This is a genomic window from uncultured Kordia sp. (genome assembly GCF_947489565.1).
Lineage (GTDB): Bacteria > Bacteroidota > Bacteroidia > Flavobacteriales > Flavobacteriaceae > Kordia.
In genome coordinates, this window is the sequence record NZ_CANLEA010000008.1 from 264179 (window position 1) to 276959 (window position 12781).

Below are 12781 nucleotides of genomic sequence, written 5' to 3' on the forward strand. Positions count from 1 at the left end.
ACCCGGAAATTGCTGTTCGATTTTCGGGTTTAATTTTTTATCTTCGCTTCTTCAAAAACAAAAACCATGGGATTACAACAAGATATAATGACGGCTATGAAAACGGCTATGAAAGCGAAAGATCAAACGGCTTTGGCAGCTTTACGTGCTGTAAAATCGGAAATACTTTTAGCAAAGACGAGTGGAGCAGGAGATGAGTTGTCGGAAGCAGATGAAATTAAGTTATTACAGAAGTTAGTAAAACAGCGTAAAGACAGTGCTACAATTTTCACAGAACAAGGACGTGAGGATTTAGCAGAGCCAGAAATTGCACAAGCAGCGATTATAGAACAATTCTTACCAGAGCAACTAACTGCAGAAGAAATAGAAAAAGTAGTGGTAATGACTATCGATGATATTGGAGCTTCAGGAATGAAAGACATGGGAAAAGTAATGGGACTCGTTTCTAAACAATTGGCAGGTCAGGCAGATGGAAAAACCATTTCTACGATTGTAAAGGCAAAACTTTCTAACTAATATATAGAATTTAGATAATAAAATTCCCGTTTTTACGGGAATACAATAGGCTGCGTAGTTCAACTGGATAGAATATCAGATTTCGGCTCTGAGGGTTGGGGGTTCGAATCCCTTCGCGGTCACATCAAGCAAGAAACCATGCCATTTGGCATGGTTCTTTGTTTTTATAAAAAGAGCCAAACCTAGTTTGAGCTCTTTTTATAAAAACAAAGAACTAGAGCGTAAGCTCGTAGTTTCTTATTTGCAGCAGTGAGTTACAAGGGATCATGAAATAATCCTGTCAGGGTCACTACGGAAGTTTCTTTCACTAAAAATCCCAACTATTTAGTTGGGATTTTATATGTTAAATAAAATAACTATCATGTAATAAAATTCAACCTGTATTTTAATGTATTAAGTTTTTAGTTATATATGGAGAGTTAATAGTTCTTAATAAAGCTTCATAATTAAGTGTAAACTCTACTGTATCACCAACTTTTAAGTCAGTTTTAGTATTATCAACTATAATATGATCACTACTTGCTCCTATAATAATTATATCTTGTTTTGGAATTATTCCTGAAATTATAGTGTCTTGTAAACCAATATTTAAAATAGCTCTTTTTATAAAACCACGATCTCTAATTGCTGGAATTATTCCACCAACATTTTGATATATTTCTCCATAAGGCATAGATGGTTTTAATTTTGATTCAATAACTTCAGTAATCAATGTGAAAATATCAGTAAATAACCCAGATATGGGGTTTCTGGAAAGTGTTTCTCTACCAAGAAAAATAGATTCTCCAATGCGTAAATTGTTTATTCTACCTATATTTTTAGAAGATTTGAACCATTGATAATTTGCAGAGTTTCCTCCTGAGATAATATGCAATAGTATTTTGAATTTTCTTTCTATATGAATGGCTATTGAGGATAACTCGTTCATTTTATCTAAACTTGGATTTATTCCATTTAAACAAGCAAGATTTGCCCCTATTCCTATTAAACAAAGTCCTTTCAATTTTAATATTTCTCTTACTGTATGATCAACTTCTGAAGGCATAACTCCTTCTCTCAGATCACCGAGTTCTATCATAAGAATAACTTTATGTGTTATGTGTTTTTTTAAAGCATATTTTGATATTTTTTTTAGAACTACTAATTCAGAATTTAAACTTATATCAACATTATCAATAACTTCTTTTACTTGACTTAATGAAGGAGTTCTGAGTAATAAATATTGTGCTAGTATGCCAGCCTCTTTCATTTTTTTAATATTGATAATTCTAGAGTCGGCAAGAATCTTAATGCCATTTTTAACTAAAATACTAGCTATTAATGGATTTCCTCCTATAACCTTTGTAACTCCTATAATATTGATTCCTTTTGAAGCGTAGATTTTTTTTAGTTGTTTGACATTATGGGTGATTTTTAAGGTGTTTATATCTATTCGAGGAAGATTCAAAGTAGTGCAGATTCTCTTTTTAACTTTGGGAATGTCATCAATAATGCTTTTACTAGTTTATCACACCCATGTTGCAAAACATCTGTAGTTGGTAGATTATATTTAGATTCATATGTATTAATAATATCATTTACTTCTGTAGTTGACATGTTTTCATGATTGATAGTAATAGCAATGACCTTTGATTTAGAAAAGATTTCTACCATTTTAATTTCTTCTTCCAATGTTGTCATTGGAATATTTGGATAGTCGCAATAGTTTTTTCGTTTTGGTGGATGCTGTATAATAATTGCATCTGGCATTGCTCCACGTATAATAGCACTTGAAGAAGTAAATCCAGGATGACCTAATGCCCCTTGTCCTTCGACAATGATAATGTCTGGATCCTCCGTCTTACAAGCCTGTAGAATGGCATTCTCAACTTCGCCAGAAGCATATCCTGAAGCTAAAACATCTACAGCTATTCCGTAGTTAGAGCCTTGTAGCAGTCCTGTTTGACCTGTAGTTATAAATACTACATTGAGCCCTTCCTTTTTCAATGCGTTAACAAGAAGTAGTGCTGAAGTACGTTTACCTACTGCACAATCAGTTCCCATTACAGTAACTGTTGGAGTTTTTATATCTCTAATACGTCCTGAAAAATTGTGAAGATTTTCACGTTTTGGCGGTTTTCTTATATCACGAATAGTAACTCCATATGTAAGAGCTGCATTTGTAAATTGTTCATCTTCATTAAAAAATTCTGGTAAGCCATTTACAATATTCATCCCGCTTTTTATAGCGGTTAAAATTATCTTTCGGTGTATTTCGTTTAAAAATGAAGTTATTGGTGCAATACCATAAATAAAACTATTAGGAACGGAGTTTAACTTTTTTAAAGCAGTTTCAATGCTTTCAAAAATTGGAATTCCATTTTTTATTCCTTCTAAATATTCTCCTGCATCCAAACCAGACTTAGTACTGTCTATGATTCCAATAATATTATAAGTATCTGATTGTCGTACTAAACCATTAGCTACTTTTCCATCTACTTTTCCAAATTCATTTTCACAGTAGATTAATGCATTTGACTTCATAAGTGTATAATTGTTAAGTGGTGAGTTAAATTATTTTTTAGGAGTTTCGGTCTATCTAACAAAAAAATGAGCTAGCTAGCAAAGGGATCATTTCGAACAGTACAATAGTGAAGAATATAGAAGCTCATAAGAAGTATCACAGGAAATTAATTTTTATGAATACTATATCTCCATTGTAATTGTATTATGCTTCTTTTTATAATATATTAACTATTGTTCATTGTGATACAAATCATCTTAAATTGATGATTTGCTTCAACTGAACTATCTGTGTGTGCAGGAATAAGAATAGAATCTCCTTTTTGCATGAAAGTTGAGTTGTTATTTATAACCACTTCTGCTTTTCCTTCAATAATATAGATAAATCGTAGTGAAGAAGATTTATGATAAGACAGTGTTTTTCCAAAATCAAAGCTCAAGGCTTGAATAGCACATCCATTGTTTGTTACTATATTATTTATGATAATATTGTTTCGTTCGTAATTCAGTACATCCGATAAGTTGAATGTTTTTGATTCTTCAAACTCATCTCTCTTCATGGTTAAATCTCTCGTATAGATATTTTCTTTTATTCACCTCTGTTTTTTGCGTTTCGTTTGGCAATTTTAGCTGCTTTTTTTTCTTTTGCAGTTCTTGTGGGAGCTGTTTTTCCTGATTTCCCTTTTCCTTCTTTCTCTTTCGACATAATAAATTATATTTGATATGTTTTAATTTAACATTTACAAAGATGATGCTTATCTATAAGTGGATTGTTACATAAATGAAACTAAATATTACATAAATCACAGGTCTTCTAAATTTCTTTCTCTCTTCATTTTGAGTTTTTTATAGTAAGTTGGACTGAACCCTGTTACCTTTTTAAATTGGTTAGACAGGTGTGCCGTACTACTATAGTGAAGTTTATGTGCAATTTCAGTAAGATTAAATTCTTTGTAAAACAATAATTCTTTTACTAGTTCTATTTTATGATTGATGATGTAATGTTGTAAAGTGATTCCTTTTATTTCCGAAAAAATATTCGCCAAGTAAGTATAATTATATCCAAGCTTTTCACTTAAATATGTGGAATAATTAGTTTTAGGAGCTTCTTCGATATCATGAATCATTTCTACAATTGAACTCACTATTTTTTCTATAAGAATACTTTTCTTGTCATCTAATAGTTCAAGCCCTGATTTAAACAAACCATTTTTGAATAGCATTCGCTTTTCTTTTGTTATATCTTCTATAATTTCTACCATGCCAAGACTTACTGTGGCATGTCCTAGTTTTAACTTTTTTAATTCTTTTTCTACTGACATTTTACAGCGTAGGCTGACCATGTGTTTTATGTATAATTTCATTTGTTGATTTTTAAATATTCCATACATGACTCACTATTATTAGTGATTTAGATAATAACTATAAAAACATTTTAGTTTCAATAGTCTTAAGTGGAGAAAAATAATATGTAGTCTATATCATTTATTACCAGATGTATATTGGGTAAGATTTTTATGAAATATTATTCTTATAAAGATAGTCAATATACATCTGGTTATCAAGATGTAATCATACATATTACGGAAATATTATTAGAGAGTTATTTTTCTCAAAAAAAACAACCCAATCTCCTTCAAATCCTCCACCAAAAAGTTCGAGCTTTGAAGGTTCGCGGTCACATCAAGCAAGAAACCATGCTATTTGGCATGGTTCTTTATTTGCAGTAGTGAGTTACAAGGGATCATGATAATAATCCTGTCGAGGTCATAAAAATTGTAAGATCTTGTAATTTAAAAGGTTACAGGATTTTTGTTTTTTATACTCGAGCGGACAGTATTTGTGTAATTCTTTGATTTTAAGTAAAATAAAAATTTAAATTTAATTCAAATAATAAATAATTTACTTTTTCAACTTTCGTAAAGCTTCTAAAAATCCTTTTTCTCTTCTAATTGAAACAGACAAGATTATTTCATTTTCTAAGATAGCTTTTCTTTGTTTTTTCTGATAACTTTTTACTTGAATTAAATTCACCAATTTCGAGTGATGTATTCTAAAAAAATGGTTTCCCTTTAATTGTTTTTCATAATGAAGTAAGGTTTTTGCAGATGTAATCTTTTTATGGTTAGTTAAATGAATTGTGGTATAGTTTCCTTTTGCTTCAAGAAAACTCAAATTTCTTATGTCTAACTTATGAATTCTTTCTGTAGTATTAACAAAAATAAATATAGGCTGCTTGCTTTCTACATATTCAGCGAGAGACTCTAATCTGTCAATATATAATCTTTGCTTTATAAGATCATTCATTTTTGATAAAGCCTCTCTAAAATTGTTAGATTCAACAGGTTTCAAAAGATAATGCAAGGCATTAAATTCAAAAGCTTTAATTGCAAATTCGTTGTGAGCTGTGACAAAAATTATTTTAAAATTAATATTAGGTAAAAATGTATTAAGATAATCAAATCCAGTAGTTTCTAACCTCAAGTCAATATCTAACAATACTAAATTTGGTTTTTCAATAATAGTTAATTCAATAGCATGTTGTAACGTAAGTGCTTCTCCACAAATTATATAGTTATCGTATGGTATTAAAAGCTCTTTTAAGTTGTCAATAGCTGGTTGTTCATCATCAATAATTAAAACCTTGATCTTCATTTTATTCATCTAATATTAACGGTAATGTTACAATCACTTTTACACCAATTTCTTCCTGATTTTTTATTTCAAATTTAGCATTAGATTTTTTTGACTTGTTTAAAAGGCGTAATCGATTTTTAACATTTTCTAATCCAAAAGATTTATGCAATGGATTTTTAGATTCAGTACTTTGGAATCCCGTTCCATTATCTTCTATCATGCAGACTAAATTACGTTTGCCTCGTGAAAATGAAAGTGAAATATGACCTTGTTTAACAGCAGATAATCCATGCCATATACTATTCTCTATAAATGGTTGTAATAATGAAGGAGGTAATAGAGTAATTTCTGGATTTATGTTTTGATCTACTTCTACATTAAAAGTAAAATTGTGTTGAGATCTTTTTTGCTCTAAAGCAACATAACTTTTAAGAAATTCAATTTCTTCAGCTAATGACACTTCTTCCTCTTCTGTATTTTCCAATATACGGCGCACCATAATGGAAAATTGCGTTAAATAATTACTAGCTTTTTGTTTATCATTTTTTAGTACATAATCGTTTATAGAGTTTAGTGTGTTAAAAATAAAATGAGGGTTCATTTGCGCTCTTAAACTTTGTAATTGGGAAGAGCTTAGTTGTGCATTGTAATTAGCTTCTCGTTTTTTTCTCCATAAAATAAATCCTATTGATAATAAACCAATTACAAATATACCTGCTCCTATACTCAAGTTTCTTATAAAAACCTGTTTTTCAATATTGGCTTGTTGTATCTCCTGATCTTTTTTGAAAGTGGCTTCTATGACAGCTTTCTCTTTATCAAATTCATATTGTGCCTTTTGAACAGCAAGTTCTTCTTTTTTATCATTAGAGAATAATTCATCTTTAATAATTACTGCTTCTTCCAAGATTTTAAAAGCTTCTCTGTAATTACCTAAAAGAGAAGTTGCCTCTGATAGTCCACGTTTTGCTTCATGAATTTTCAATTTATCACCAGCGTTTTCAGCGTATACAAGACTAGAGTCAAAGTATTTTTCCGCTTCTTTTGCATTATTTTTTTTAAGAAGAGAAATAGCCTTATTATTATAATTTTCAGCTAAAGAACCATAACTTTTTAGTTTTTTATTAATAACTATTACACTATCATAGTACGCAATAGCTATACTGTGTTTTTTTAATCTAGAATTTATTATACCTATATTATTCATTGCAGAAGCCATAGAATTTAGGTTTTGATTCTTTTTATGAATGTTATATGCTGCTTTATAGTTTTTAAGAGCTTCAGTAAAGTTCTCTTTTTGAAAATGAATATTACCAATATTATTATATTGATGTGCCATAAAATCTTGCATATTACTTTTTTTGAAAGTATTTAAAGATTTTTGATGAAACATTAACGCATCGTCATATTTACCTAGTTTGTAATAAAGTAACCCCATGTATACTTGAATTTCAGCATAATCTTCAGTTCCTTGAAGATTCATTTCGTCTAAAAGCTTTATACCTTTTAATAATGACTCCATCGAACCTGTATAATTACCAAGGTACATTTTTTCATTACCTATAGCACCATAAGTTAGCGCCATATGTATAGTATCCTTTTGTTCAATAAAAACATCTTGTATATTTTGATATTTTTCAAGAGCTTTTTTATGTTTCTTTCTTAAAGAAAATAATTTTGCTGTGTTTTTAGAAAGTATTGTAAATGCCCGAATGCTATCTATTACTTTGTAAATTTTACCTGCTTTATCGTGAAATTCAAAAGCAATTGAATCTCTTCCAAGTCTAAAATTGTTCGAGCCTTTATTATAATAAACAGTAGCCAACATAAAAGAGTCTTTATTTTTCATGGCCAGTTCTTCGGCTTCTTTAAGTCTTACCAACCCTTTTTTTGGATTAGAATATTGATAATAAAAACCAAGTTTCAATAAGTTATACAATTTAGTTTTCCCATTAGTAGGATTTTCCAATTGCAACTCCAAAGAATCAATAATTTTCTGTTGACTAAAACTAAAATGAATATTTAGTAATAATAGAATAATAGTTACATATATACTTTTCATGATTGGTAGTAAAAGTTGTGTTAATATGTTCTTAAAAATAAGCTATTATTGTGAATTTCACTAGAATAAGTGAGATGATTTTTACAGTTACTAATTAGTTGTGTGCACTTACTAATTCAATCTTTTAGAAAAGCCGATATGTCTTTAGTTTTAAATAAATCAAAATATTATAACGATGAAAAATTTATTAAAAACAGTGTTAGTTGTATTCCTTTTTTCAAGTAACCTTTTTTCGCAAACTACTTTAGAAAAATATTTAAAGAGTACTCCTGCACTAGAAGATTTCTGTACAATAGCACATCCTTTCAACGATTGTGTAAGCTTAGATTATCGTTTGGATAGTAATTATGTAATTATAGAACTTGTTTCTAGAAGCTTTGGTATTAATCTTTGTACAAATTTAAAATTGACTAGAGGCTTTGGTGATTTGTATTTTAATAATATAGAGATTATTAGAGATTGTAATCTTATACCTCCATTCACTGCATTTAAAGCTATATCAACTTTAATTTATGAATTAATGAAAAAAATAGATCCCGAAACAACCCAGAAAATATCAAATGCCATTGCATCTAACTTTGGATCAAATCCTGAAAATTGGTCCGATAATACATGGGCTTTATATGCAATTAATCTTTCATATGCTTTTTATTTAGCAACACATTAGAGCAAATCCAAACAACGTTTGAGTTTTGAACTAAAAACGAAGAACTATAACACAAACTCGCGGTTTCTTATTTACAGCAGTAATCAGAAAAGGATCTCGCGAATAATTCTGCAGAGGTCACAAATAAACAAAAAGCAAACTAACATAAATAGCTTGCTTTTTTATTTTAATACGTTTTTCATTTTCAAGACGGAGATTCAAGGAAATAGAAACTTTTTATAAGTCTTAAAAAAATAATATCTACATCTGCTTTCTCAAAACAAGTAGTTCAGCAAAGAACTCGTACATTTCAGAAAGGAAGACATTTCCTTTTTATAATTTATAGTACTTTTATTGAAACTTTTTCACTTGCGACAGTTAGTACTCATCATATATTTAATCCTTTCAAGCTCGGTCATTTGGGCGCAAGAACCTGTTAGTATTCACCTAACAGAAGCAAACGGCTTACCAGATATTGAATTTTATGACAGTATCGAAGATACAGAAGGTTATATATGGCTCGCAGGAAATAAAGGGCTTTTTCGATACGATGGAAAAGAATACATAGCCTATTCACATCCTGAAAAACGAGGACGTTCCTTCTTTAACTTAAAATTAGACGCAAAAGGACGTTTGTGGTTTAATAATATTGCAGGACAGTTTTTTTATATAGAGAACAACAAAATTATACTATTTATCGATGTACAAGATCGACTCAATGGCGCATTGGTAGATTATGCAATTCATGAAAAATACCTTCTTGTTCGTGAGCCAAAAGCCACAATATGGATAGATCTTAACACTAAAAAAATAGTCAATACAACACCAAATGTCGTTGGTACAAATATCGGTTACCTAGCAAATGATCGTTATTATTACCTTTCAACAAGTAACAAATTAGTATACCAAAACATTCAAACAAAAGAAATTCAGGAAGCTGTAAAAACGCAATTAAATCCCACAAAAGAATATGCAGCTTTTACAGCCTTTTATAAAATTTCCAATGGACATTTGTTATTTTTTCAATCCAAAACAGGCGATCAAAACAGTTTATTTCATATTCAAAATGAAACCATCACTGAACTACAATTGCCTGTCGAACTAAACAAAACACGAACACAAGCCATACAAGAATTTGACAAACTCTTCTATTTTGCGACAATGAACGGTGTTTTTGTGACGAGACGCTTCGGAAACCAACTCAAAATTATAGCACATTATTTACAATCGTATGCCGCAACAGAAATCATAAAAGATTTTCAGCAAAACCTATGGATTCCTACACTAAACACAGGTGTTTTTGTTATTCCTAATGAAAGTTTACGGATCCTATCAAACACAAAAAAAAATATTTCTACACTCGAAAAAGAAACAGATTCAACTTATTTTATAGGTGATACGAAAGGAAACTTACAAACAGTCAACTTGAAAGGAAACATCAAAAAAAACTTCAATTTTAATGATAATTCAAACATTCGCAAGCTCAATTACAATCCAACAACAAAAATACTCTATTACAATTCCGACAAGCAAGTTTTAAAATATCATACTGAAAATAAAACGAGCAATCGCATTCAAAAATTAAGTCCTGCAAAGTCAATTTCGCATATAAAAGACGATCAATACTTGCAGAGTTATTCACATGGAACGTTCTATGGAAATGATAAAGAAACCAAAGAAATCAACCAAAAAAGAGCTTACAAATCCATTTATTCAAAGCGCAATAAAAAAGCTTATATCGCCAATATTGACGGTTTATTATTGTACGATTCGCTATTTAATTTTCAAAAGACAATTCAACACAACAACAAACCTATTTTTAGCTTTGACATTGACGAAGCTTCCGATGGAATCATTTGGGCTGCAACCTACGACAATGGTGTTTTAGGAATTAAAAATGATGAAGTTGTTACCGTATTAACAACCAAAAACGGATTGGCTTCAAAATCGATCAATAAAATAAAAACAGATGGTAGAAATCTCTGGATTGTCACGGATAATGGATTGCAATACTACACTAGTGATACACAAACATTTCAAACCATTAACAAACGTGATGGCTTACTTTCATACAACATTAACAATATTGAAACCTTTGGAAATGAAGTCATATTCAGCTCTAATATTGGAATGTTTTGTTTTGACAAACGCACAGTTTTCAAACAATGGAACACACCAGAAATATACTTTACGCACCTAAACTTAGAGGAAAGACAAGTGCCATTGGCAAATGCATACATTATAAAACAGCAACAAAGTGAAATTGAAATCCGATTCAACTCAAAAGGATTTCAATCCAATAAATTTGTGCGTTACGAATACCAACTAAAAGGTTTTAACGATTCCTGGAATGTTGTTGATAAAGGACAATTGGCAGTTAAATTCAACACCTTGCCTGCTGGAAATTTTACGTTCAATTTACGTGCAAAAAACGCTAGTGGAACACAATATTCCGAGCCAAAAAGCATTAAATTCAGCATTACGCTTCCGTTTTGGAAACAAGCGTGGTTCATCATTTTGTCCATGTGTACCGTATTGGCGATCGTAATTTTATACTACAAAAAACAAATTCGTTCACGCGAAAAGCAAAAAAACAAAGAATTGCAGCAATTGGAGATCGACAAACAATTGGTGAACTTACGTTTAGAAAACTTGCGCTCGCAAATGAATCCACATTTTATCTTCAATGCGCTCAACTCCATTCAGGAATACATTGTACTAAATCAACAAAACTTAGCGAGTACATATTTGGTGAAATTCTCACGCTTAATTCGCACGTATTTAGAGCAAAGTCAAGAAAAAGAAATCACGCTCGATCAAGAACTCAAAGCCTTGTACTTATACCTCGAATTGGAAAAAGTTCGGTTTGAAGAAGAACTCACTTACGAAGTTTCAGTAGCCGAAAATTTGGAGTTGGAAACCATCAAAATTCCATCACTTTTCATTCAGCCGTACATTGAAAATGCTATAAAACATGGTTTGCATCACAAAATAAACAACCGAAAACTAGCAATTTCTTTCCAAAAACACAACGAACAATTAATCTGTGAAATCACGGATAACGGTATTGGTCGAAAAGCGGCTCAAAAACTCAAAGAAAGTCAAACGCAGTATTACAAATCGTTTGCAACGCGTGCAAATACGGAACGTGTAGAACTCATAAACAAAGATCGTCTGCAAAAAATAAAAGTACTTATTAGCGACTTAATAGACGAAAATCAACAACCTACAGGAACGCGTGTCAGCATCCAAATTCCTTTAAAAAAATAGCCATGAATGTATTAATCATAGACGACGAACGAAAAGCGCAAAACCTACTAGAAGCACTCTTGCAGCAAAATTGCCCGCAAATTTCGGCAATTGACAAAGCGTCCAATTTACTTGAAGGCGTAAAAGCGATCAAAGCCAAAAAGCCACAAATTGTATTCTTAGATATTGACATGCCACAACATTCGGGATTGCAAATTTTGGAATTCTTTGAAAACGAACCTGTCGATTTCCAAATCATCTTTGTCACGGCGTACAACGAATTTGCCGTAGAAGCCTTCAAACTGGCTGCGGTTGATTATCTGTTAAAACCTATTGACGTTTCCGAACTTTCACAAGCTGTAAGCAAGGCGGAAAAAATTATCAATGATAAAAATATCAATACGCAAATTCACGATTTAAAACTGGCATTCAAACAAATGGCTGTCAGTAAAATAGCGCTCGAAATCCCGAAAGGAATCATCTTTGCTTCCGAAGACGATATTTACTATTTTGAAGCGGACGGAATGTATACAAAAGTATATTTGCAAGGCAATAGAACCGAATTTATTTGCAAGCCGCTCAAGCATTTTGCCGATCAATTGGCACACAAACCTATCTTTTACAAACCGCATCGTTCCTACCTTATCAATCTAAAGCACATCAAAGAACTCTCCAAAAAAGATGGCTTTCATCTCATCATGGAAAACAACAAAACCATTCCAATTTCGCGCGACAAAAAAGACACCTTCATGCAGGTCATTGCGGAAATATTTTAAGAATTAGAAGCTATTTCCTGCTATCACTACTCAATCTTTTTTCCCGCTAAGGCGTCAAAAAAGGATTTCAGACAAACCGTTCTATCAGGGCTAGTTGGAACGCTGCGCTGTTAGATTTTAGACGCGCTACGCTTTTAGATCGTTATTGCTTTTAGACATACTTTATTTCAGTAAGTTTCATGAGAACATACGAATAGATAAACCAACAAAAGGCGCATTAAACATGTCTAACATCTAGTAGCGAAGCGGTCTAATAATCCAAAAATGCAAAGACTTTTGATTACAAATCAAATTCCAGTCTATTACTTCATAGCAATAAGCAATAATTTAAAATTCAACATATAACATTTAAAATAGCAAAAATCTAAAAAGCAAAACACATCTAACTTTCAA

General features: G+C 31.1%; 10 protein-coding genes and 1 tRNA gene. 5 read left to right on the forward strand and 6 right to left on the reverse strand.

The window, feature by feature from the left end:
* Positions 1-66 precede the first annotated feature (66 nt).
* Both Q0845_RS13235 and Q0845_RS13240 read left to right on the forward strand, forming a co-directional pair.
* Complete coding sequence (locus Q0845_RS13235; RefSeq protein ID WP_298513897.1) at positions 67-516, forward strand: GatB/YqeY domain-containing protein; 450 nt, start codon at positions 67-69, stop codon at positions 514-516.
* A 48-nt stretch (positions 517-564) separates the two neighbouring features.
* Positions 565-638, forward strand: a tRNA-Arg gene (locus tag Q0845_RS13240).
* Positions 639-901: 263 nt separating this feature from the next.
* On the opposite strand, the gene Q0845_RS13245 is transcribed toward Q0845_RS13240, so the two are convergent.
* The 6 genes from Q0845_RS13245 to Q0845_RS13270 form a co-directional block, all read right to left on the reverse strand.
* Positions 902-1963, reverse strand: coding sequence for an alanine/ornithine racemase family PLP-dependent enzyme (locus Q0845_RS13245; protein WP_298513899.1), 1062 nt, complete (start codon positions 1961-1963; stop codon positions 902-904).
* On the reverse strand, positions 1960-3039 hold the full coding sequence (locus Q0845_RS13250; RefSeq protein ID WP_298513901.1) for a DUF1611 domain-containing protein: 1080 nt from the start codon (positions 3037-3039) through the stop codon (positions 1960-1962). Before Q0845_RS13250 ends, Q0845_RS13245 begins: the two co-directional genes overlap by 4 nt.
* Positions 3040-3245: 206 nt before the next feature.
* Positions 3246-3578 carry a cupin domain-containing protein gene (locus Q0845_RS13255; RefSeq protein WP_298513903.1) on the reverse strand — a complete coding sequence of 111 codons (333 nt, stop codon included), beginning with the start codon at positions 3576-3578 and terminating at the stop codon, positions 3246-3248.
* Positions 3579-3821: 243 nt separating this feature from the next.
* The gene (locus Q0845_RS13260; protein ID WP_298513906.1) at positions 3822-4382 is read right to left on the reverse strand and encodes an AraC family transcriptional regulator; all 561 of its coding nucleotides are present in this window, start codon (positions 4380-4382) and stop codon (positions 3822-3824) included.
* A gap of 538 nt (positions 4383-4920) precedes the next feature.
* The gene (locus Q0845_RS13265; protein WP_298513908.1) at positions 4921-5673 is read right to left on the reverse strand and encodes a LytTR family DNA-binding domain-containing protein; all 753 of its coding nucleotides are present in this window, start codon (positions 5671-5673) and stop codon (positions 4921-4923) included.
* A gap of 1 nt (position 5674) precedes the next feature.
* On the reverse strand, positions 5675-7717 hold the full coding sequence (locus Q0845_RS13270; RefSeq protein ID WP_298513910.1) for a tetratricopeptide repeat protein: 2043 nt from the start codon (positions 7715-7717) through the stop codon (positions 5675-5677).
* 175 nt (positions 7718-7892) lie between these two features.
* Here Q0845_RS13270 and Q0845_RS13275 point away from each other — a divergent pair, with 175 nt between their 5' ends.
* The 3 genes from Q0845_RS13275 (at position 7893) to Q0845_RS13285 (ending at position 12388) form a co-directional block, all read left to right on the forward strand.
* Positions 7893-8384: a hypothetical protein gene (locus Q0845_RS13275; protein WP_298513912.1), complete on the forward strand. Its 492-nt coding sequence runs from the start codon at positions 7893-7895 to the stop codon at positions 8382-8384.
* Positions 8385-8732: 348 nt separating this feature from the next.
* Positions 8733-11633, forward strand: coding sequence for a sensor histidine kinase (locus tag Q0845_RS13280; protein WP_298513915.1), 2901 nt, complete (start codon positions 8733-8735; stop codon positions 11631-11633).
* Between the two features lie 2 nt (positions 11634-11635).
* Positions 11636-12388, forward strand: a complete 753-nt coding sequence (locus Q0845_RS13285; protein WP_298513918.1) for a LytTR family DNA-binding domain-containing protein — start codon at positions 11636-11638, stop codon at positions 12386-12388.
* The last annotated feature ends 393 nt before the right edge of the window (positions 12389-12781 follow it).